At 34.5% G+C, this 23,741-nt stretch carries 22 protein-coding genes; 15 read left to right on the forward strand and 7 right to left on the reverse strand.

Annotated elements, in window-relative coordinates; genetic code table 11:
• Positions 1-13 precede the first annotated feature (13 nt).
• The 5 genes from AC6CHH_RS07240 to AC6CHH_RS07260 are packed head-to-tail and all read left to right on the forward strand — an operon-like array spanning position 14 to position 4,416.
• A complete protein-coding gene (locus tag AC6CHH_RS07240; RefSeq protein WP_498281279.1) occupies positions 14-1,048 on the forward strand; it encodes an HU domain-containing protein in 1,035 nt (344 codons plus the stop codon).
• A gap of 35 nt (positions 1,049-1,083) precedes the next feature.
• Positions 1,084-1,782, forward strand: a complete 699-nt coding sequence (locus AC6CHH_RS07245; RefSeq protein ID WP_498281281.1) for a MotA/TolQ/ExbB proton channel family protein — start codon at positions 1,084-1,086, stop codon at positions 1,780-1,782.
• 33 nt (positions 1,783-1,815) lie between these two features.
• Complete coding sequence (locus tag AC6CHH_RS07250) at positions 1,816-2,223, forward strand: ExbD/TolR family protein (protein ID WP_498281283.1); 408 nt, start codon at positions 1,816-1,818, stop codon at positions 2,221-2,223.
• A 58-nt stretch (positions 2,224-2,281) separates the two neighbouring features.
• Positions 2,282-3,103, forward strand: a complete 822-nt coding sequence (locus AC6CHH_RS07255; RefSeq protein ID WP_498281285.1) for an energy transducer TonB — start codon at positions 2,282-2,284, stop codon at positions 3,101-3,103.
• An 11-nt stretch (positions 3,104-3,114) separates the two neighbouring features.
• Positions 3,115-4,416, forward strand: a complete 1,302-nt coding sequence (locus AC6CHH_RS07260) for a bifunctional folylpolyglutamate synthase/dihydrofolate synthase (protein ID WP_498281287.1) — start codon at positions 3,115-3,117, stop codon at positions 4,414-4,416.
• On the opposite strand, the gene AC6CHH_RS07265 is transcribed toward AC6CHH_RS07260, so the two are convergent.
• From AC6CHH_RS07265 to AC6CHH_RS07285, 5 genes are all read right to left on the reverse strand, one after another.
• Positions 4,403-5,425, reverse strand: coding sequence for a type I asparaginase (locus tag AC6CHH_RS07265; RefSeq protein WP_498281289.1), 1,023 nt, complete (start codon positions 5,423-5,425; stop codon positions 4,403-4,405). The two genes, AC6CHH_RS07260 and AC6CHH_RS07265, sit on opposite strands and share 14 nt — an antisense overlap.
• A gap of 3 nt (positions 5,426-5,428) precedes the next feature.
• The gene (locus AC6CHH_RS07270) at positions 5,429-6,223 is read right to left on the reverse strand and encodes a TatD family hydrolase (RefSeq protein ID WP_498281291.1); all 795 of its coding nucleotides are present in this window, start codon (positions 6,221-6,223) and stop codon (positions 5,429-5,431) included.
• 109 nt (positions 6,224-6,332) lie between these two features.
• On the reverse strand, positions 6,333-7,319 hold the full coding sequence (locus AC6CHH_RS07275) for an FKBP-type peptidyl-prolyl cis-trans isomerase (protein ID WP_498281293.1): 987 nt from the start codon (positions 7,317-7,319) through the stop codon (positions 6,333-6,335).
• 26 nt (positions 7,320-7,345) lie between these two features.
• On the reverse strand, positions 7,346-8,353 hold the full coding sequence (locus AC6CHH_RS07280; protein WP_498281296.1) for a DHH family phosphoesterase: 1,008 nt from the start codon (positions 8,351-8,353) through the stop codon (positions 7,346-7,348).
• A 118-nt stretch (positions 8,354-8,471) separates the two neighbouring features.
• Complete coding sequence (locus tag AC6CHH_RS07285) at positions 8,472-11,117, reverse strand: hypothetical protein (protein WP_498281298.1); 2,646 nt, start codon at positions 11,115-11,117, stop codon at positions 8,472-8,474.
• Between AC6CHH_RS07285 and AC6CHH_RS07290 the strand changes: the two genes are divergently transcribed.
• The gene (locus AC6CHH_RS07290) at positions 11,092-11,640 is read left to right on the forward strand and encodes a DUF423 domain-containing protein (protein ID WP_498281300.1); all 549 of its coding nucleotides are present in this window, start codon (positions 11,092-11,094) and stop codon (positions 11,638-11,640) included. The genes AC6CHH_RS07285 and AC6CHH_RS07290 overlap by 26 nt on opposite strands.
• A gap of 160 nt (positions 11,641-11,800) precedes the next feature.
• Positions 11,801-14,281: a replication restart helicase PriA gene (priA, locus tag AC6CHH_RS07295; protein ID WP_498281302.1), complete on the forward strand. Its 2,481-nt coding sequence runs from the start codon at positions 11,801-11,803 to the stop codon at positions 14,279-14,281.
• A 38-nt stretch (positions 14,282-14,319) separates the two neighbouring features.
• Here priA and AC6CHH_RS07300 read toward each other — a convergent pair whose 3' ends face one another.
• Positions 14,320-15,177 carry a DUF4886 domain-containing protein gene (locus tag AC6CHH_RS07300; protein WP_498281304.1) on the reverse strand — a complete coding sequence of 286 codons (858 nt, stop codon included), beginning with the start codon at positions 15,175-15,177 and terminating at the stop codon, positions 14,320-14,322.
• Positions 15,178-15,382: 205 nt separating this feature from the next.
• Here AC6CHH_RS07300 and AC6CHH_RS07305 point away from each other — a divergent pair, with 205 nt between their 5' ends.
• From AC6CHH_RS07305 to AC6CHH_RS07315, 3 genes are all read left to right on the forward strand, one after another.
• A complete protein-coding gene (locus AC6CHH_RS07305; protein ID WP_498281306.1) occupies positions 15,383-16,039 on the forward strand; it encodes a protein-L-isoaspartate(D-aspartate) O-methyltransferase in 657 nt (218 codons plus the stop codon).
• 63 nt (positions 16,040-16,102) lie between these two features.
• Positions 16,103-17,923, forward strand: coding sequence for a MutS-related protein (locus AC6CHH_RS07310; RefSeq protein ID WP_498281308.1), 1,821 nt, complete (start codon positions 16,103-16,105; stop codon positions 17,921-17,923).
• A gap of 21 nt (positions 17,924-17,944) precedes the next feature.
• The gene (locus AC6CHH_RS07315) at positions 17,945-18,346 is read left to right on the forward strand and encodes an acyl-CoA thioesterase (RefSeq protein ID WP_498281310.1); all 402 of its coding nucleotides are present in this window, start codon (positions 17,945-17,947) and stop codon (positions 18,344-18,346) included.
• A 34-nt stretch (positions 18,347-18,380) separates the two neighbouring features.
• On the opposite strand, the gene smpB is transcribed toward AC6CHH_RS07315, so the two are convergent.
• Positions 18,381-18,836 (reverse strand): SsrA-binding protein SmpB, encoded by a 456-nt coding sequence (gene smpB, locus AC6CHH_RS07320; protein ID WP_498281312.1) that lies wholly within the window; start codon positions 18,834-18,836, stop codon positions 18,381-18,383.
• Positions 18,837-19,132: 296 nt separating this feature from the next.
• On the opposite strand from smpB, the gene spt reads away from it, so the two are divergent.
• From spt to AC6CHH_RS07345, 5 genes are read left to right on the forward strand one after another with little or no spacing between them, the layout of a single operon-like run.
• A complete protein-coding gene (spt, locus tag AC6CHH_RS07325) occupies positions 19,133-20,341 on the forward strand; it encodes a serine palmitoyltransferase (protein ID WP_498281314.1) in 1,209 nt (402 codons plus the stop codon).
• An 11-nt stretch (positions 20,342-20,352) separates the two neighbouring features.
• Positions 20,353-21,474, forward strand: a complete 1,122-nt coding sequence (locus AC6CHH_RS07330) for a hypothetical protein (protein ID WP_498281316.1) — start codon at positions 20,353-20,355, stop codon at positions 21,472-21,474.
• Entirely contained in the window at positions 21,471-22,469 is a 999-nt protein-coding gene (locus AC6CHH_RS07335) for an NAD-dependent epimerase/dehydratase family protein (RefSeq protein WP_498281318.1), read from the forward strand. The genes AC6CHH_RS07330 and AC6CHH_RS07335 overlap by 4 nt, the downstream gene beginning before the upstream one ends.
• A 10-nt stretch (positions 22,470-22,479) precedes the next feature.
• Positions 22,480-23,169 carry a CDP-alcohol phosphatidyltransferase family protein gene (locus AC6CHH_RS07340; RefSeq protein WP_498281320.1) on the forward strand — a complete coding sequence of 230 codons (690 nt, stop codon included), beginning with the start codon at positions 22,480-22,482 and terminating at the stop codon, positions 23,167-23,169.
• A gap of 11 nt (positions 23,170-23,180) precedes the next feature.
• Positions 23,181-23,567: a GtrA family protein gene (locus AC6CHH_RS07345; protein WP_498281322.1), complete on the forward strand. Its 387-nt coding sequence runs from the start codon at positions 23,181-23,183 to the stop codon at positions 23,565-23,567.
• Positions 23,568-23,741: the final 174 nt, after the last annotated feature.

Genomic DNA, 23,741 nt, shown 5'->3' on the forward strand with positions numbered 1-23,741 from the left:
TGTAAAGGAATAAATGGATTTAGGAAAATATATTCATCAACTATTAAAGAATAGGAAAGAAGTATACGTAGCGGGTCTAGGTGTTTTCAAACGTATTCATACTTCTTCAGTATATGATGATGATAAGGGTATCTATCTTCCTCCTTTAACCTATCTGGAATTTGACAATAAAGCCGTTGAAGGTTTTGATTTTCTAGATTATGTTCAACAGACCGATCAACTAGATAGGGCAGAAGCTGAAGCTTTAGTTGGACAAGAAGTAGCCTTTTTGTTTGACTCCATAAGGGAGACGGGTTCTGTTAGTTTGAATCATCTCGGGCAGTTCATTAAGCACGGAAATTCTTTGGTCTTTAAAGCTGAGGATATTAGTGGATTTAATATGGGTCCAGTTCAGCGTATGACAAGTCTTGAACAAGAATCCAGGAAGGATATTAATGAAGAAAATGACGCCGCCATTCAAACAAGCAGTGGAGAAACTCTAAAAAATCAAGATACTGAACAAGATTTAGATGTTGATTCCGTTGCTATTGAACAAATTGAAACAGAATATCCTGATCGATCTTCAGGCAAAAATTCTTGGTATATTTGGGCTGCTTTAGTGGCGATTGTAATAATTGCAAGTTTGTTTTATTATAATCGGTCGAGAAATATCGAATTGACATCGGAGCTTGACACTACTTCTAAACCTGTTGTCATTCAAGAAGAGGTTATTGATTCATTGAAACCTGATAGTTTGGAAAAACAAATTGAATTGGTTGGAAATTCTGATACAATAGGTAAAAAAGTATATAGTCCATTAATCCCATTGAATCATACCTATCAAATTGTCATTGGAACACATGCTACATTGGCTCAAGCCTATGAGCAAGCGGAATCTTTTAATAAAGCAGGCTTGCAATCCGTTAGAGTAATACCCAGTAATCTTGCTAATAACAAGAAGAAGGTGATTTGGGACTCATATACAACTAAAGCAGAGGCAGACTCTGCTTTAAAATATGTAAGGAAACATTATGTTTCAGATGCTTGGCATCAAAAAGTGAATAAGTAATTCAATTAAAACAGCATAAAATATTAAAATTTATTATGTCATTAGTACAGAACCCAACAGTAGTTGATACATTGAACCAAATTCAAGAACAAGCGATAGCTTTAGCTCCTCAGGAAGATCTTAATCTTATACAATTACTGATGAAGGGTGGTTGGATAATGGTTCCTATTTTACTTTTATTCTTTTTAGGATTAGTCATTTTTGTTGAGCGCTATATTACTATACGCAAAGCAGGTAAGGCAGAGGGTGGATTATTATCCCAAGTCAAAAGCAACGTCCTTTCAGGTAAATTGGATTCCGCTTTAGCGGTATGTCGGTCTAGCAATTCAGCGCTATCCAGAATGTTGCAAAAGGGCTTAACACGCGTTGGGCGACCAATTAAGGATATTGAGGGTGCTATTGAGAATCAAGGGAAACTTGAGGTGTCTCGCCTTGAAAAAAACATTAATATACTTGGAATTATTGCTGGTATTGCCCCAATGCTTGGCTTTGTAGGAACTATTTTTGGTGTAATTCAAATCTTTAGAGAGGTTGAAATTGCTGGAGGTATTGACATTGGCAGTGTGTCAGGTGGGCTTTATGTAAAAATGATTACTTCTGCTTCGGGATTAACCATAGGTATTTTAGCTTATATTGGATATCATATTTTGAATATGATGGTAGAGCGTTTAATCTTACGTATTGAAACAGATGCAATTGAATTTATAGACTTATTGGATGAGCCAAGTTTATAGAGTTGAATCTATAAATTGGAATAGAAATTTAAAATGAATTTACGCAATAGAAGAAACAGACCCGCTGCAGAAGTACATACAGCTGCGTTGAATGATATCATGTTCTTTTTGATGTTATTTTTCCTGTTGGCATCTGCAGTATCTAACCCGCAGGTTGTAAAACTGCTTTTGCCAAAATCAAGCGCTGGGGAACAGTCGGTGGCAAAAAAGACAATGACGATTTCAATCACAAGTGATCTTGTTTATCATGTGGATAAACAGCCTGTTGCGCTTGAGGGCCTTGAGCCATTTATCCAATCTAATATGGCAACAGGAGAAGAACTTACTATCATGTTATATGCGGATAGTACAGTGCCGATTCAAAATGTGATTTCAGTAATGGATGTGGCCAATAGATTGAAAGTTAAGCTTGTCCTGGCAACTGAGCCTAAAAAGGATTAAAATTTAAGATCGGTTAAACCTTTAATAAACGAACCGTCTAAATAGAAGAATATACAATATGTATTATCATCAATATCAAGAAGAGAACAATCTACCCAAAGCTTTAGGTATTTCATCTATCGTTATGGCAGTATTGGTAGCCATTGGCTTTTTTATTGTTTTTGGACAGAATATTCCTGAATACGGAATGGGTGGAATTATCGTGAATTATGGTACTTCGCCTGAAGGAATGGGTGAGGATTATATGAGCGTGGATGAACCTTCAATGGATGAAAACGCAAATAATGTCAGACCAGATAAAATAGATCCAAACTCAACTCCAGTACCTACCCCTTCTCAACAAGTCGCTGATAAAGTTGTAGCAACGCAGGACCTTGAAGATGCCCCTGTTGTGCCTAAAAACGAAAAACCTGTGAAAGCGAACGCCGATCAATCTACTGCAGAGAAAAAGGACGCGACCCCTGCTGTTAATCCGAACGCACTTTATAAAGGGAAAAAGAATAATGCCAAAGGAACAGGAGATGGTACGGGTTCTACGGCAGGAAATCAAGGATCCAATTTAGGAGATCCACTAGCAAGTAATTATGGTGAAGGTGGTTCTGGAACGGGAAATACAATGTTATCTTTAGATAACCGGCGTTTCACAGTACCCCCAAAAATAGATGATAATGGTCAACAAACTGGTATTGTTAAAATTGAATTTACAGTTGACAAACTGGGAAATATTGTTCGTGCTAGACAAGCTAAAGGAACAACAATTGCTGACTATAGATTGATTGAGAAATGCATTAGAGCAGTAGAAAAAGCTCGATTGAACGCACTTACAAACGCTCCTAACACCCAAACAGGATTGATTACCTTTAGGTTTAGTGTGAGATAATTTTTAAACGTATGAAAACTTATGCAGAGGTAATCGAGTATTTATTTGCTCGATTACCAATGTTTACTCGCGATGGCGCACGGGCCATTCAATTTGACCAAAATAAGGCCCTAATCCTTTGTGAATCGTTGGGAAATCCCCAAAACAAATTCAAATCAATTCATATTGCGGGAACAAACGGTAAAGGCTCATCATCACATATGTTAGCTTCTGTTTTGGCTGCATCTGGTCTTAAAACTGCACTTTATACTTCCCCTCATTTGGTTGATTTTCGAGAGCGTATTCGAATAGATGGACAAATGATTCCCGAACAGCATGTTATCCATTTTGTTAATGACAACTTAGATCTGATTGAATCGTTGCAACCCTCTTTTTTTGAAGTAACGGTCGCAATGGCATTTGATTATTTTGCCCAAGAAAAAGTTGATATTGCTGTTATTGAAGTAGGACTGGGGGGACGTTTAGATAGTACAAACATTATCAGTCCGGAACTTTCCTTAATCAGTAATATTGGATTTGATCATATGGATATTTTAGGTGATACTCTGGAAAAAATAGCAGTAGAGAAGGCGGGCATAATAAAAGAAGGCATTCCAATTGTGATTTCTGAAAAACAAGAGGGGCTAGTTTCTGTTTTTCAAAATAAGGCTCAGCAAATGAATGCTGAATTAATATTTGCGGCTGATAAGTATGAAGTACTAAAAGCAGAAAGAAAATCTGATGGTCTTTATATGCAAATTACTAAGCATGTTAATCACTCTGAATTTACCTTGAAAGTTGATTTAGTGGGTTCGTATCAGCAAAAGAATGTATTGGGTGTATTAACATGTATTGATAAGTTAAAGGAAATAGGTTATACTATAACTCAAGAAGATATCCACTATGGCTTATCTCACGTCCAAAGCGCAACTGGATTACGGGGAAGGTGGCAAACCCTGCAGCTTGATCCATGGGTTATATGCGATACAGGACACAACGAAGATGGGATTAAATCAATCGTGCAAAATTTAGACACCTTGGAGTATGAGAAACTTCATATAATAATAGGAGCGATGCGAGATAAGGATTTATCTCATATATTACCTTTGTTGCCGAAAGATGCAAAATACTATTTTGTAGCACCTAAGATGCCCAGAGCAATGCCAGCAGATGACCTTAAGAAATTAGCTGAACAATTCGATCTGCATGGCATAGCATATCAAAGCGTCTCTTTCGCATTCAAATCTTCCCTAATCGAATACGATAAGGGTGATCTAATCTTTGTAGGGGGAAGCACATTTGTCGTTGCAGAGTTGTTGACTAATCATTTTTAGTTAACTCTCCTCGTATACTCTGTTGAACCCAATAGGCTACTTCAGATTGACTCTTTAATTCTCCTTGTAGATACATTAGTTTGGTTACCGCTGTCTCAAATGTCATGTCATAACCATTTAGTACTCCAATCTCTTTAAGAGATTGGGATGTTTCATATCGTCCAAGTTCAACCGATCCGACCTTACATTGGGAGATATCTAATATATTTTTACCCTTTTCAATAGCGTTTTTTAAAAGTGTTAAGAACCATTGATCAGTCATAGTATTCCCACTGCCAAATGTTTCCATCACTATACTTCTCACATTGGAATTTAGTACTGCTCCTATAGTTTCACTACTGATCCCAGGGAATAGCTTTAACACACCCACGCGATTGTCCAATTGATGGTGACAAATAAATTCACTATCCGTATTGTCTAACAACACATCTTCATTATATCGTATATGAATACCTGCCTCTGCAAGAACGGGATAGTTCGGCGAACGAAATGCTTCAAACTTATCAGAATTGTACTTGAACGATCGATTACCTCTAAATAATTTGTTGTCAAATAATATACAAACTTCTTGAACGATCGAACGAGAGTTTCTCTTGGCTGAGGCGATTTCAAGTGCGGTCATGAGATTCTCGCGAGCATCTGTTCGAATTTCTCCAATTGGTAATTGCGACCCTGAAAGAATGACTGGTTTTTTTAACCCTTCTAATAGGAAACTTAAAATTGAGGCTGAAAAAGCCATAGTATCCGATCCATGTAGGATAACAAATCCGTCATATAAATCGTAATTCTGTTTGATAATGTCTGCCATTTTCAACCAAATTGTCGGATTCATATTAGATGAATCAATTATGGGTTTAAACGAATGAACCGTTAGCTTATAATTTAGCCTACTCAGATCTGGTAAGTTTTTTTCAATTAATTCAAAATCGAACGGTATAAATGTGCCGGTTTCAGGATTTTTGACCATGCCTATGGTACCGCCTGTGTAAATAATAAAAATATTATACATTGGTTAGATCTTAAATATTTTTTCTGAATTTTTAGTGGTTATTTCCGCGATTTTCTCAAGGGGAACTTCATGTAAATCTGCTACCTTTTGTGCAATATAAATAAGATAGCTACTTTGATTTTCCTTTCCTCTGAATGGACTTGGGGCCAAAAAAGGAGAATCCGTTTCCAACACAATATGTTCAAGTGAAATTTCCTTTACGACATGGTCGAGTCCAGCTTTCTTAAATGTAACCACTCCGCCAATACCCAGTTTGAAGCCAAGTTTTATAGCTCTATTGGCTTGCTCCAGATTTCCAGTAAAACAATGAAAGATGCCAAATAATTTTTCGTCTTTCATTTCTTCTAATATCTCGAAAGTTTCTTCAAATGCCTCCCTGCAATGTATTACGATAGGAAGATTTAGATCTTTTGCCCATTGAATTTGAATTCTAAAAGCATCTTGTTGCGAAGAAAGGTTTGATTTTTCCCAATATAAATCGATTCCGATTTCTCCAATTGCATATATTTTTGAACCTTCAATGTGAGCTCTAATTTGCTGTAAATCTTCTTTGTAATTTTGGCTGACACTACACGGATGTAGGCCTAACATAGGAAAGCAGTTCTGTGGGTACTGCTGAGCAGTTTGCATAACTTGTACAATAGAGGATATATCTACATTAGGTAGAAATAGTCTTGTAATCCCTTGATCAAAACAAAGGTTCATTTGTTCACGTAAGTTTGGAGTTCCTACGTGATAATAAATATGAGTATGAGTATCTGTCAACGGGTAACTTTTCAACGTGAAATTCTCTTCCATGGCGTTAAAGTTAACATATTGTTAGGTAATCTATATCTAGGCAATAAAAAAACGCAACTTTTTTAATAAAAGCTGCGTTTTTTTATGATTATTTAAAATAACTCTTGATTTATTTAGCGGGAGGAACGTTTGGTTCCACTCCTGGGGTAACCTGTGGAGTTTCTCCTTTAGGTCCAGCTATAATATCTAATACTTCTACCTCAAATACTAATGGTGCGTATGGAGGAATAGAATTGTTCTGTTGACGTTCGCCATACCCTAAAGCGGAAGGGATGATAAAAGTAGCTTTACTACCTTTTTTTAGTAATTGAAGACCTTCAGTCCACCCCGTGATTACAGGTGTATGTCCAACACGAACACGTAATGGTTCATATGGTCTCATTGGATTAAAAATATCATTTTTCTTAGCAGATTCAGGATTGTTCGTGTCAAAAACCTTATCGTTGGTTAATGCTCCTGTATAGTTTAAAACAACCGTATCACCTACCACTGGATTAGCCCCAGTACCTTCTGTATTGATTACATACTGTAATCCTGAAGCTGTTTTTTTAGGTTGTAATTTATTTTTCTCAACATAAGAAGCAATTTTTCCTTCTTCTGATTTTTTCAAACCTTCCATTTGTGCAAGGTAATATTGATTTACTTGATCAAATAAAACGGAGTCAGTTAAATTACCCTTTTTGAAAAGCTTTTTAACCTTAATTGTAAATTGGATATACTTATCAGCAAATTCAGGTTTTGGTTGACCAGTCTTAGCAGCCATGGTATCAAGATCTAATTTGAACGTAGCACTATCCCCTTCACCCAACATTTTTAAAATAGTATTGTTGTCTCCAGGGTATCCACCTTGCATCATTGAATCTGGCATGATAGGTGCGATTTGTGGTAATCCTAAGTCGTAAGTACTCAATAATATTGAGTCACGGTCCGTTTTAACAACAATATCCATTGCTAGAACATCGCCTCCAACCGCTTTTTCTCCACCGTTGTCTTTAAAGAACTTATATTCAAGACCACCTTCTCCTTTTTTGAAATTTTGGCATGAGGCAAACAATAGGCCCGTTAATGCTGTTAATACTAAAATCGATTTTTTCATTTTTCTATTTATAATGTTTTGATTTTTTATGTTAAATAATTTTTGTAAACTGGTAAAATTGATTTGAATTTCTCCACTACTTTTTCTAATTCTTCGGTAGAATTTCCTCCTGAAGCATTTAAGTGTCCTCCACCATTAAAATAAGTTTTACATATTATATTGCATGGAATGTCACCAATAGAACGTAAAGATAATTTAATTATTTCAGTTCTATCAACAAATAGGCCCGCTAATCGTATGCCTTTAATCGATAACGCGTAATTCACTAGACCTTCGGTATCACCTGTGCTTACATTAAACAATTTCAGGTCTTCTTTTGTCAAGGAAAAGAAAGCGGTATTATATTCTGGAATTACCTCAAGACGATTTAATAAACTATAGCCCAAAAATTTCAATCTGTTTTCGGTAGAGCTATTGTATATATTTTCATGAATTTCCCAATTTCTAGCACCTGCATCAATCAAGTTTGCAATAATATGGTGTACTGCTGAGGTGGTGGATCTAAATCGAAAAGATCCTGTATCTGTCATGATGCCTGTATACAAACAAGTTGCTATGGTTGCATCAATTTCAACTTTGCCCTCAAATAGATCAGCAATAAACGTGTAAACTAATTGCGCAGTAGCGGCAGTATTTGAATCCCAATAAACGACATCTGCGAACTCTTCCGGATCTAAATGGTGATCAATCATCCATTTTTGAGCACTCGCTTTTCGAATAATAGGTTCTAAAATGTTTGTTCTAGATAACGAACTATAATCTAAACAAAATATAATCTCTGCCTCATCAATTAACCTTTTTGCATAATCCGGTTCATTTGGATAGTACACAAGCGTTTCAAAACCAGGCATCCAATCTAAAAAAGAAGGGAAGTCTGAGGATAAGACGACATGAACATTATGTCCTTTTTTTTGAAGCCAATGGTATAGACCTAATGATGAACCTAACGCATCACCATCTGGTTTGTGATGAGTTGTAATGACAATCTTTTTAGGTTTAGTTAGTTTTACTAAGTATTCTTCTCCTTGTAACATACATTTTTTGTGACTGCAAACCTAATGAAAAAAAGTTGGCAAATAAAACTTTTTCGATTGAGAATATTAAACTTTTTAGTATTTTTTAAATGCTTGAAAAGTATTGAGTACTAACTTCTTAATGTGGATAACTGTAGATTTTAAAATCACGTTTTGAAGTGATCAGATAATTGCCTGAATTGTAATTGATTTTACCATAATAAAATAAGGGCAATGACTCAACAGGGAAACCATCTACAAGCGAGCCATTCTCCTTAAACAAGTATATCAAATTTGTCCCTTTTGTTGCTATTCCCATTTGATTTTTATCAGCTCCTATTTTAAAAAAACTAGGATCATTACTGATATTATGCGTAAAGGTGTAGTCATAGATCATGTTTAAGGAATCACCTAGTTGATACACTTGCAAATTTGAGTCGTCAGTTATGATAAGTTCAGGGAGACTAGTCCCATGAATATTAGAGTAATTCGAGGTGAATTTATCGTTCCAATTACCTTCAAATACTACTTTACTGCTTCCATTTTCTTTGATTTGGTATACATTCCCACCATCATCTGTGCAATAGATTACAGATTCATTTTCTAGTTTGATAATACCTAAAGGTCCAACCAGTTTCCCTTCCCTGAGCACATCAATTTCACTTGTTTTGTTGCCTTGAAAGTCAAAAAAGTATATTTTTCCTGAATCCGTTGAGACGATTATTTGACTATCAACGATTTGGATAGGCCCTAGAATTTCACCATCGACTAGAATATCATCCCATCCCATTTGTGGCCCTCCCTCCATACCGTAAGCTAAAATTTTGTTTTTACTTGGGACAAAGATTATCTCATGAGTTTTCCATAAACCAATACTTGGTGCTGCCGTAGGTTCATTGGATATGGAGGTTGAAAACCCTTTTAATGTTTTTCCACTGGTATCAAACCGATACAATCTCCTCCTGTCGGTTACTAAAATTAATGATCGATCATGTAATTGTTGAATATTTCCTACAATTCTACCGGAAAGTAATGCACTCCATAATTTAGCTCCATTCGGATGTATGGCATGTAAGGTATGATCTTGTTCTTGAACTAATACTAGTTGCGAAGTGTCACTTTGTTCAAAGACATATGGACCATTGATTAGTCGACTATTCATCGAATAAGTCCACTGTGGGGTGACTCCTAATCTGTTTTTGCTTTTATAAATAGCATATAATCTGCTTATAAAATTACCACTATTGCCAGAGAGTTGTAAAGACCAAGAATAAAAATCTTGGTAACCGTAATCTTCTTTATTCCTAAAATTTTCTCTATACTTTCTTTGAATAGAGTTATTTATAAAATTATTTGCGTTTTTGGTGTTAATAAAGAAGGTGACATTTGCTTCATTGCCCTGAATTTGTTCGTAATTTTTAAAACCTACTGTCCCAATCAAAAGTTGTCTAGATTTCCAATTGTTTAGATAGGTTTGAATTGTGGACTGATGGTTTGCCAGAATTATCAAGTCATCTACTTTGACAAAATAAGGTCGTGAAAATGCTTCCATCCCCTCACCAAAATAAAGTGATGGAATATTGTTGTATCTGAAACGGTATATACTATCTGTGGAAGTTTCAGCAATTGCATGAATGATCTTACTAAATAGTGTACTATCTGAGATCTCAATAAATCCTAAGTAATTAGAATTATTCTGTTCAATTACAGCAAAATTTCCTCCAAAGGTAGATTTAATTTCTTCAAATAAACCTTTGCGATCGGTGTTAATTTGTTCTTTAAGTTTCTGAAACTGGTTGTTTTCAATTTTTGTTGATTGCCATTTCTCAAGATCTTGATACCATTGGTTTTTGTCACTAAAGGAATATTCAATGAACATCATAGTATTTGAAGGAAAGTAATTGTATAATCGCTGGTTCGTTTTGTTTTGATTTGCAAATAGACTGATGAACTGCTCGTTATTTTCGGATAACTCACTCTCACCTGAGAGTATTAATGCATCCTGCTTAAAATTAATATTCCAAGCTGTCTGTCCCTTTAAATTAACGAATTGTTTCAGAAAATCTCCGGCCTTATTTCTTTTAAATTCTGAAACGATGCTTGAGAGATTTTGATGAGGAAGATAAACTGTGAATGGTGTATTTTTTTTGTTGTGTTTGTTGAAAAATTCAATTTGATCATGTTGAAGTTTTTTTGTGTTTTTGTCTGCTATTTTCAATAATATTTCCTTTGAATAACTCGCGAAGAAAATATTTGATTTATACATGACATGAAAAACTGAATCTTCAAGTGTATCATCGGTAGAATCTGATTTCAGTTGAGTAAAACTAAATATTTTTACAGAGGCGGTGTCTTGAGTTTTCAGATGATATTTTTGCTTTAAATTGGAAAGTAATTCTGTAAGTTTATTACTTTCAATCTTTTCATTACTTGGTATACTTATTAATGTGTTTATTCCATTTTTTTTAGGGTGAAAGGATATGAAAATTTCTGATCCAGCTAAGTAAGGTGAAATGTTCTTATTGCGTAGAATATTTTGCTTTAAGGAACTAAAACTTGATTGTTTGCCTTTTCCAATTATTGCTTCGAATATCTCGAAATCTTTAAAAATATTGTCTGTCGTTGCATCGTTAATGAAGGAGGTAACGAGGTAAGTATCCTGCGGCAAATGACTGATGGGTCTAACAGATTCTTGTTGTTCTTTGTTTAGATCACCAAAATAGAATACCGATGCTATCACAACAGCAATAAATAAAAAAATGGCAACAATTATGGTATTTCTCATTCTTGAAAAAGGATCATTTTATTTGAAAATTAGACTCAATATAGACAAAATTGTAAAAATTGAGGTGTTTTTTAGGAAGTTATTTTATACATTTATAAACGAAAATTCGCGAGCGATTATTTTAGCTATTTTTATGAATAAACAAATTATCCTAACTGCTTCATTTTTGGGGTTGTTAGCTGTAATCCTTGGAGCCTTCGGTGCTCACGGTTTAGAAGGTAAAATTTCTGTTTCGCAGTTAGAAACTTGGAAAACCGCAAATCAGTATCATTTTTATCATACACTTGGTTTATTATTTCTGTCGACCTTCTCGAGAGCAAAAAGTCAATCTATTAAGGTTTCTTATATTACATTTACTTTAGGAATTCTGTTGTTTTCAGGTTCTTTATATTTACTAAGCATAAGAAATTTATTAGATATTGATAATATATCAATCATTGGCCCAATTACTCCAATTGGTGGGTTTTGTTTTGTCATCGGTTGGATTTCATTATTTATAGCTGCGATAAAGCATAGAGCATAATGTAAAAAGATGGCTAGAATGATCTACAGATACCGTTTATTTCGTGGATTCATTATTGTATGATAACTTTAAATAATAGGATTTAGACTTTCTATTATGGACTTAATGATCAAATTGACTAGTTATTAGCTATCTCAATTCAAAATGTTATTTTTATTATATGTCTCAACCAGAATTACGGCCATCAAGTCGTTCAACTTATTTTGTGGAAGTTGTTTTACCATTAGCTATTGCAAAATTATATACATATAGAGTTCCATTTGAATTAAGCGATAAAATTGCAATAGGCATTAGAGTCATCGTTCAATTTGGAAAAAACAAGATTTATTCTGCGATTGTTAAATCAATTGTCACTCAATCTCCTCAAAAGTACGAAGCAAAATATATTTTAGATGTAGTAGACACCGATCCGATTGTAAATCAATCACAATTGGATCTTTGGGACTGGATTTCAGAATACTACATTTGTTATTTAGGTGAAGTTATGCAAGCCGCATTACCCGCTGCTCTAAAAATGGCTTCTGAGACCAAAATTGTTTCTTCGGAAGATCCAAATTTAGATCGATCAACGCTCTCAGACAAAGGATATATGGTTGTTGAGGCTTTAGATTTAGTGGGCGTCTTAACGGTAAATGATGTTATTAAGATTTTAGGACAAAAATCCGTTTTCCCCTTATTGAAGAGCTTATATGATAATGGATTCATTCTAATTTCTGAAGAAATTAAGCAGAGGTATAAACCAAAAACAAAGGCGTTTTTAAAAATATCACCAGAATACGATAGACCAGATGAGAAAAAAATCTTACTCGACTCTTTGAATCGTGCTCCCAAACAGCAAGATGCTTTTATAGCATTGATGCAATTATTAAAGGTAAAAACCGATGTAAGTAAACTCGACGTTATAGAAGCATCGGGCTGTGGTTCAAGTGCTATTAAATCGTTGATAGAGAAAAATGTTTTTGAAGTACAAGAAAAGGTGATTAGTAGATTAGATGGAGCTGATGTTTTGATAACCGCTGATTTTACCTTAAGTAAAGCTCAAAAAATAGCATATGATCAGATAAACACTATCTATGAACAAAAGGAGGTTGTTTTGTTGCATGGCATTACTTCTTCAGGTAAAACCCAAATTTACATCCGGCTAATAGAAGAAATAATTGACAGGGGCAAATCTGCATTATATTTATTACCCGAAATAGCGCTCACGGCTCAAATTACCGAAAGATTAAAATTGCATTTTGGAGATAAGCTCGGAGTGTATCATTCTAAATTTAACGATAATGAAAGGGCCGAAGTATGGCAAAAGGTTGCAAAAGGTGAATACAAAATAGTTGTAGGCGCTAGATCATCGGTGTTTTTACCATTCGATGAATTGGGCTTAATCATCGTTGATGAAGAACATGAAACCTCATTTAAACAATATGATCCAGCTCCTCGATATCATGCGCGTGATACTGCCATATACCTTGGACATAAATATAAGGCTAAAATATTATTGGGTTCTGCAACCCCATCAGTTGAAAGCTATTTTAATGCGAAAGCCGGGAAATATGGCTTGGTTGAATTGTTTGAAAGATATGGCGAGGCTCAACTCCCTGATATTCAAATTGTCGATATTGCTCAAGCGGCAAGAAAGGAGGATATGTTTTCTTATTTCAGCGGAACTCTTTTGAAAATAATTCAGGAAGCTGTAGATAAAAAAGAACAAGTCATTTTATTCCAAAATAGGAGGGGACATACTCCATTTTTGCAATGTGGGACTTGCGGGGTTGTCGCTAAATGTATTAACTGTGATGTAAGCTTAACCTACCACAAAACCAGTAATTTGCTTCATTGTCATTATTGTGGTTTCTCAGAAGAAATGATTTCAACCTGTCAAGCCTGTGGAATGCCTAATATGCAGAGTAAAGGATTTGGAACAGAAAGGGTAGAAGAAGAGTTGGAAATTCAATTACCAGAGCTGCGTATCGGAAGACTTGATCTTGATTCTACCAAAGGTAAATACGGATTTGATCGTGTGATTTCAGCCTTTGATAACCATGAATTTGATGTTCTAATCGGGACTCAAATGGTTGCAAAAGGACTGGACTTTGGAAATGTGAGTGTGATTGGAATACTCAATGCAGATGGGATGATAAATTACCCCGATTTTAGAGCATACGAAAGAGCATTTTCTTTGTTTTCTCAGGTTTCAGGAAGGGCAGGACGCCGTCAGACTCAAGGAAAGGTTATTATACAAACCTATACGCCGAATCACAGGATTTTGTCACAGGTGAGAAATTATGATTATAACGATATGTTCTTGACCGAGGTTACAGAGCGTAAGAACTACTTATATCCACCATTTTACAGATTGATACGTTTGGATGTAAAACATAGCGATCATGAGTTAGTTAACGATGCAGCTAAACGGTTAGCAGGTTTGTTGCGACAAAACCTTGGAAATAGAGTTTTGGGGCCTGAACCCCCTTTAATCTCAAGAGTTAGGAATAATTTTATACAAACCATTACTCTAAAAATTGAAAGGAAGGATATTTCAATTGTTAAGGTTAAAGATTTAATTAAACAATCAATATTACATTTTGACTTGGATAAAAAGAACAAAGGGGTTCGTATTCAAATAGATGTTGATCCCTATTAATTCGACATACATTGCACAAAAATATATGTTGAAAGTGGTTATTTTTTAATCTTGGAAACTCTAAACGGTTTTTTGGCGGCCTTTCTTGCTGCTTCTTTTGCAATTTTCGCTTGTAATTCAGTGATGTTTTCGGGTTTATATGTGATTTTTCTTGGATCAAGATCGAATAATTTTGCATACCAGGTTAATGCCGCGGTAAAGCGACCGTAATTTAAGTTCAGATGATAGCCATCTCTGGTAAAGTCATCGCCAATAGAACTAGTCCTTGCATTCTGAATTGCTGTACCACTGGGCACTATAAACACGAAATCACCCGATTTATCAATTCTCTGAGTAACGTTGATGATACTGTCATACATCACCAGTTGATCATTGTTGTAATTTTGAAAGCCTTTGTGTTTTGAGTCTTGTTGATAAGCCCAGGTCTGGTGGTAGATTAGTTTAGTGTCCGGATTCATATGGGCATATACATAGGTCCAAAGGTCTGGTAATGATTCCATAACTACTTCATATTTTCCAGAAAATGTACTAGCCTGTTGCAGACTCACAAAGTCCCAGTTCTCATCCTTAAGGGCCTCATCAATACTAATTTGTTCGGTTGTTTTTTTTACCCCTTCTAAATTAATTTTTCTATAACTATAGGCACTAAGATTATTATGAGCATTCTTTAGGTGTAATTCAAGTGGAGCCCCTCCAATATACAGATTTCCAATTACGATTTTCTTTCCAGCGCTTGAAGCAATTTCATGGAGATAGGTTTCCAAGGCATCCTGTGAAAAACTATTGCCAATAGCTAGAACTTTAATAATATCATCATCTTTTGGAGAGGTTTCTTGTGCGAATAGAAACTGGGTCTTTAAAAAAACAAATAATAAAAATATAGTTAGTTTTCTCATGATTGAATATTTTAGTGCCTTACTAACGTGGGTGTTGATTTTAAAAAGTTGAATTGATGTAATAAGATTAATTTTATTTGATATAAATGTACAAAAATTATGTCATCAGTGTAAGTTTATATACAGAAAACAGGAGTTCACTGATAATTAATGTTTTGTATTTTTCCCCTAATTTATTCGTAAATTAAGGGTATTTTTGATAAATATGGCTTATAAGTTTGTTGATAATTATCGAGAACAAGGTGCGCGAAAGCAATTGGTAAAACTCCTTGAAAAGCGAGGAATAGAGGATAAGAACGTGTTAAAAGCAATTGGAAAAGTTCCTCGGCACTATTTCTTTGATGAGACTTTTTGGAATCAAGCTTATCGGGATATTGCCTTTCCAATTGGAGACGGACAAACCATTTCTCAACCTTATACTGTCGCCTATCAAAGCCAATTATTGCATATCAAAAAAGGTGATAAAGTATTGGAAATTGGAACAGGATCGGGTTATCAAACCTGTATTTTAATGGAACTCGGCGCTAAAGTCTTTACGATTGAACGCCAAGAAAGCCTATTCAACCGGACGGTCCAAGTATTACCTTACATGGGATATAAACCACATTTTTTCTTAGGAGATGGATCAAAGGGAATACCTGAGAATGCGCCATATGATAAAATCATTGTCACGGCGGGAGCACCTTTTGTTCCTCAAAAGATGCTTAAACAACTTCGACTTGGAGGCCTCCTTGTAATTCCAGTTGGAGATGAAAAATTCCAAAAGATGGTTACCATCCTCCGCGTTGGAGAAAGTGATTTTGAAAGGATTGAATTAGATACGTTCCGATTTGTGCCCTTAGTCGGGGACCAGGCTTGGTAGCCTGATTTTATATTCATGATCAGTTACGATTGACTTCTCAATACTAAAACCTATTTTTGCGGTATGAGTTTAGCGTTTTATCAATCCAATGTAGAAAAATCTAGAAAGAAGATTGAACAATTAGAGAAGCAAATTAATCGAAATGCGCTATATAGACTATTAAGTATAGTTTTTGGTGGTATTGCTATCTTTCAATTGTTTAATACCAATAATATATTTTTGGTTTTAGCAGCAATTTTTTTGGTAATTTTTGTGTTTTCATTTTTAATATATGCCCAAAGTAAAGTTGATCGTAAATTAAACGAACAGAAAATTTTCTTGAAAGTAAATGAAAATGAGATCAATATTTTAAATAATCAACCTAGTATGTATGATCAGGGTCATGAATTTGAAGACCCAAATCACCCATACAGTGCTGATTTAGACGTCTTTGGGGCAAACTCTCTGTTCGCATTTGTTAACCGCTGTTCAACTAAGGATGGCATTTCCAAGTTGGCAAATTGGTTCTCAATTGCCACAAATAAACAAGAAATATGTGATAGACAACTGGCTATTGAGGAACTCTCTTTAGATCCAGAACATTTACAATCTTTTCAAAGCAAAATGTTTTTTAATTTGGGTTCTTTAACAAACCTAAGCTCTTTTCTTGAGGGATATTTTCGTAACAAATCCTTTGAATTTGGAAACAAATTTATGCGCTTTTATGTACCAATAGTACCTTGGATATTTCTTCTAGGGATTTTATTTTCCATATTGGTCTTCAACATTAGTAGTTACTTAATTATTTTAGGGATAATTCATTTGCTCTGGACAATGAGTAAGGGAGGTACAGTAAGTCTGTTTTCCAATCGAATCGATAAAGTTGGGATTTCATTAATTGGATTTGCGCAAGCGATTAAATTAATTGAAGATAAAACCTATCAAAATTCATTATGCAAGAATATTCAGCAAGAAATTCTTGTTGATAATCAACAAAAGAAATTATCAAGTATTATTAATGACTTAGGAAAGTTGATTGATAAACTGGATGCTAGAAATAATATGCTGGTAGGTGCTATCTTAAACATGATATTCCTTTGGGATTTTAAACAGGTTATAGCTATTTCTAAATGGAAAAATTGCTATGAAGACAACATTTTAAATGGATTTGAATCTATTTCTATTTATGAAAGTTTAGTTTCTTTATCCATTTTAAGTTATAATTTTCCAAATTGGACCAAACCATTGATTAAAGATGATCTTCAAAAGGAAGAGGTAATAGCTCATGATATCAAACATCCTCTTATTGCAAATGCAAAGTCAATTGGAAATGATTATAGTTCATTAGATCATTCTATTGCATTAATAACAGGGTCAAACATGGCAGGGAAAAGTACATTTTTGCGAACAATAGGTATTAATGCTGTGCTTGCTTATGCTGGAGCGGTAGTTTGTGCTCAGAAATTTGAACTTCCCATTTACGATTTAGTTACATATATGAGAATTAAAGATTCTTTGAGCGAGAGTACCTCAACCTTTAAAGCTGAATTAGATCGTATGAAATTCATTCTAGACCGTGTTGAGCAAATAAATTCTAGTTTTTTCTTGGTTGACGAAATGCTGCGTGGCACCAATTCAGTCGATAAATATTTAGGTTCCAAAGCTATAATTAAAAAATTGATTAATTTGCAAGGAAAGGGGATGGTTGCAACACACGATCTTCAACTCTCAGAATTGGCAGAACAGTATCCTAATCTTCTGAAAAATTATCATTTTGATATTCAAGTTCAGGACACAGAGATGCTTTTTGATTATAAGCTTAAAAAAGGAGCATGTACGATTTTCAATGCGTCCTTATTGCTTAAAGGAATAGGTGTGATAGTGGAAAGTGAAAAAGTTAATTAACTTTGCACTTTAATAAAAAAAATGACTATTCAAGAACGTATTGAACAAAGTGAAACACGCATTACTATGACTGTGTTTCCTTTTCATACCAATCATCATGATACTTTATTCGGCGGTAAAGCCATGGCGATGATGGATGAAGTAACATTTATGTGTGGCACACGATTTTGTCGCAAGCAATTAGTTACGGTGTCTACAGATAAAATTAATTTTCATAAAGCAATTCCCTCAGGAAGTATTGTTGAGGCAATAGCTAGAGTTGAAAGTGTAGGAAGAACAAGTTTGAAAGTTTTTGTAGAAATCTTTTTAGAAAGTATGTATAATGACGGGAGGGAGGTCGCAATACAGGGAAGATTTACCTTTGTTGCATTAGATGATAATAAACAACCAATTCCTGTTTTAACTGGATTAGATGTCGTTTAAACAGATTAAACTGTTTAAACGTTTTATTAAAAAATTATCTCTTCATCGCGCGATCTAATTCTCTTTTGCTTTCACGGTCTTTGATTGTTTCTCGCTTATCAAAATCTTTTTTTCCTTGAGCTAGGGCAATTTCTATTTTGGCAAATCCTCTTTCATTAATGAATATCCGAAGAGGAACTATCGTATACCCTTTTTCTTCGCCTTTTTCTTTAAGTTTCTTAAGTTCTTTTTTAGTTAAAAGTAGTTTTCGATCGCGCTTTGCCTCATGATTATAAAATGACCCAAAAGAATATTCCGCAATGTGCATATTGCGTATGTAAAGGCCGTCTTCAAAAAAAGTGCAAAAACTATCATTAATATTTGCTTTCCCTTCTCGAATTGATTTAATCTCGGTTCCAAGTAGCCCTAATCCAGCTATGTATTTGTCCAATAAGTGGTACTCAAAGGAAGCACGTTTATTTTTTATGTTAACCGAAGATGAAATTGCCATTATTAATTATTATTTTGAAGCACAAATGTAAGGTTTTATTAATCCTTGCAAAACTTGATTGTATTTTTTACTAAACATTATGTTAATATTAATTTATATTTATGATATTTATATGTCAATCCAAGCGTAAATTGAGGTTTAAGTTTTGTATGTTTGCGTCGATTTTTTGTGAATAAGTGTAATTATAACGTGGATTAGGGAACTAATTGAAGTGATTTTTACCTTTGTAATATTTTTGACGTTTTTGATATAATGTTCAAAAAGTAAATTTTTTTGAGAAAATAGATACCTGACGAATGAGCAAGGGAAAATTAAACGAAAGAACTGCGCAGTTTTTAAATGGCGAGTTAAATGATATCAAGTCTAAAAACTTATATGCTTTCTTCAGACCAATTCAATCCAAACAGGATACTGAAGTAAAAATTGATGGTAAAAGGGTCTTAATGTTTGGTTCTAATTCTTACTTAGGATTAACGACAGACATACGCATCATTCAAGCTGCTCAAGATGCACTAGCCAAATACGGCACAGGCTGTGCAGGATCACGTTTTTTAAATGGGACATTAGATATTCATGTTGAGCTTGAAGAAAAATTAGCAGATTTCGTTGGTAAAGAATCTGCAATTCTTTTCAGTACAGGATTCCAATCAAATTTGGGTCCGCTTTCATGTTTGACTGGACGTCATGATTATATTCTATTAGATGAACGCGATCATGCCTCTATCATCGACGGCAGCCGTCTTTCTTTTTCTAAGGTTATAAAATATGCGCATAACAATATAGATGATCTTCGTGATAAAATGTCCCGGTTACCTGAGGAAAGTTTCAAGTTAATTGCAACAGATGGAATTTTTAGCATGGAAGGGGATATTGTTAAATTACCTGAACTAGTCAAAGTAGCTAATGAATTTGATGCAGCAATATTATGTGATGATGCTCATAGTTTAGGAGTTATTGGTAAAAATGGAGCAGGTACCGCAAGCCATTTTGGTTTAACTGACGAGGTGGATATGATCATGGGTACATTTAGTAAATCTTTCGCTTCCTTGGGAGGATTTGTTGCTGCCGATAAGAATACGATTGAATTTTTAAAACATAGAGCACGTTCTTTGATGTTTAGTGCAAGTATGACGCCAGCATCTGTGGCCTCAACACTTAAAGCTTTAGAAATCATTCAGACGGAACCTGAACACATAGAAAAATTATGGGCGAATACAGATTATGCTAAGAAACTATTGTTAGAGAACGGTTTTGACTTAGGTCCGACAGAAAGTCCAATATTACCTGTTTTTATCCGAAACAATGAAAAGACATACATCGTGACCAAAAAACTTCAGGACGATGGCATTTTTGTTAACCCTGTTGTTGCTCCAGCTGTTCCCGCTGAGGAATCTTTAATTCGGTTTTCTCTGATGGCTACACATACTTTCGATCAAATTGATGAGGCTGTAGAAAAGATGACAAAAGTTTTCAAATCATTGGAAGTTGAGAGTTTTATTAGTTAATTAATCAGGTCATGATTACGATTGTTCCTATAGATACCAAAAAAGAAAGGGCTAAATTTATTGATTTTCCTCATGATTTATATGCGGATGATCCAAATTACGTCCCTGAATTATTCTTAGGACAGGAAGATTTACTTAATCCCAATAAGCATCCCTTCTTTAAGCATTCATCAGCCCAGTTGTTTCTTGCTTATAGGGACAAAAAGATAGTTGGAAGAATTGCCGCAATTTGGAACACCAATTCCAATTCTTTTAATCAGGTGAACGAGGGTCAGTTTGGGTTTTTTGATTGTATAAACGACCAAGAAGTCGCTGATAAATTGTTTCAATCTGTAGAAGATTGGATCAAAGGAAAAGGAGGTGATAAAATTGTTGGCCCCATCAATCTAACAACAAATGACACCTGTGGATTACTTATAGAGGGTTTTAATCGACCTCCTATGGCCATGATGCCTTATAATTATTCCTATTATATGGAATTGATAAGTCAACATGGTTTTGAAAAAAAAGTTGATCTACGTGCTTATCTTGTAAATAAAAACGGCGCCAGCCAACGTTCAGTTCTGCTGCTCGACAAATTGGAAGCTAGACTAGAAAGATCAAATATCCGACTTCGTGAAATCAATTTAAAAGATTTTAAGAAGGAAACAGAAAAAATAAAAACAATTTACAATAAAGCATGGGACAAAAATGTCGGATTTGTTCCTATGACTGATGAAGAATTTAATTTCATAGCAAATGATCTAAAAATGATTGTTGATCCGAGATACTGTATCATTGCAGAGAAAGGAGATGAGGTTGTTGGTTTTGCATTAGGTATTCCCAATATTAATGAAATTTTAATAAAAATTAAGCGTGGCAGATTATTTCCTACAGGTATTTTTAAACTATTATTTGGTAGAAGGAAAACTAAATCTGTACGAGTATTAATGTTGGGTGTTTTAGAGAATTATCGTAAATTGGGTATTGAGGCATGTTTATACGGCAGAATTATTAAAAATGCATTACCTTCTGGGATTCAAGAGGCAGAATGTTCTTGGATGCTTGATCATAACTACATGATGAATCATGCTATTGAACAGATCAATGCTGAATTATATAAACGATATCGCATTTATGAAAAAGCGATATGAAAAAGAAAATTTTCATTACTGGAGCGAGTGGGTTTGTAGGTTCTCACCTTGTGGAGGCTGCTCAAAATTTGGGATTAGAAGTTCATGCTGCGGTTAGAAATACAAGTAATATTGCAGCTGTAAAACCTCATGTTGATCAGTTCCTGTTCCCAAATTTAGGAAATGTTAATGAATTAAAATCTTTATTTGAAAAGGAACAATATCATTACATTATTCATGCTGCTGCCTTGACAAAGGCCAAAGACAGTGAGATGATGAGGACTGTAAACGTCGGATATACCGAATCAATTATAGAGGCAGGCCTGTCTTCAAATATCCCTTTAGAAAGAATAACATTTGTGAGTAGTTTAGCTGCTATTGGTTCAATCAAATATAATAGCGAAAAACTCATTGATGAGACCTTTCCTTATCAGCCATTAACGATGTATGGTAGGAGTAAAATGGAGGCGGAATTAATGATCCGTGATAAATTTGGCAATCAGCCAATTTCCATATTTCGACCAACGGCTGTATATGGACCCCGCGAGAAGGATATTTTTATACTTTTTGATACAATGAATAAGGGACTGGACCCTTATATAGGTAGAAATCCTCAGAAACTAAGTTTCGTTTATGTCAAAGACCTAGTAAATGTTTTGCTTAAGGGCTGTTTAACTTCTCAAGATGGTTTGCAATTTTATAATATAAGTGATGGCCAAGTTTATCACAGGTATGAAATGGCAGAAATTTTTAAGAATGTTATGAATAAAAAGCTATTAAGGATGCATATTCCCCTGCAGCTTGTAAAAACATTTGCACAGATCTCACAGAGGCTTTATAAAAGATCCCAAAAGACTCCCGTGATTTACCCAGAAAGATTAAATGAATTAATCGCTGAAAATTGGGGTTGTGATATTTCACATGCAATAAAATCACTTGATTACAAACCACAATTCTTGCTTGAAGAGGGGTTGAAAGAAAGCTTGTTGTGGTATAAAAACAATCGATGGCTATAAAATAATAAAAATGAGTAATCAAAAGATTAATAAAAAATTATTTCAGGATCGTAAACGCACGAATATTTTAAGTAATCCTGAACAAAGGTTGATTACTTATTTGGTGCCTAGAATTCCAAATTGGCTTTCTTCTGATGGTCTTACTGCAATTGGTTTGTTTGGTTCTTTGATGATTTTGGGGAGTTTTTTACTCGCAGAGTACTTCAATATTCAATTTTTATTATTAGGTGTGCTTGGTTTTTTTATCCAATGGTTTGGCGATTCTCTAGATGGAAGGATTGCTTTCTATCGTAATAAATCGAGAAAATGGTATGGGTTTGCCTTAGATATCGTTATGGACTGGTTTAGTACTGTGTTTATTGGATTGGGCTATGTCTTCTACGCTGTGGGCGATTTTAAGTATCTTGGGTTTATCCTAGTAGCATTGTATGGTTGGGCGATGATTATTTCGCAATTGAGGTATAAAATTACAGATAAGTACACTATTGATGCTGGATTGCTTGGGCCTACAGAAATCCGAGTTATAATTAGTTTGGTATTTCTTTTGGAGGTTATACTTCCAGGGTCAATTGATTATTCGGTTCTACTAATCTGTATCGCTTTGTTTTTTATTAATTTTTCTGATACTAAGAATCTTTTGAAATTGGGAGATCTTAGAGACGCGAAAGAAAAAGCTGATAAATTAAACGGTTTAAATTAATAGAATTGCCAATGGCTTTTAAGTATAGAAATTTTTTTAAAGCACAACTGTCCGCTTTTCTTGGAGGTCTGTCCGATTTTGGAATTTATACTTTTTGCTATACCATATTGAATTTATCTGCACCTTTTTCAAATGTAATTAGTGGGAGTTTAGGAGCGGTTGTTAATTTTACTATTAATAGATACTGGTCCTTCAGTAGTTCGGATTCTTCAATTGGTAGTCAACTTTGGAAGTTTATCGTAGTTGTCATGGGCAGTATTACCTTGAAATCCTTGGGTATCTATTTTTTAATTGATTGTTGGCATTTGAATTTTTTAATTTCAAAATTATTCGTTGAAATTGTAGTGTCGTTAGGTTTTAATTTTACGCTTCAAAATTTTTGGGTTTTTAAAAAATAGTTCGATCAATCTTTTCCTTTTTCGAACATTTTTTCTTTTTTGGTGTTATAGAATTTCTTGATGAGTAGTTAAAGATTTGTTTTTGAATTTATTCATAGACACTCTTTATGATTTTCAACTCGGAGTTCTTGAAATAGATCTTAGGTCATTTTGCGTTCTGTTGTTGTATTTTTT

Source organism: Sphingobacterium sp. GQ94, from assembly GCF_059758715.1.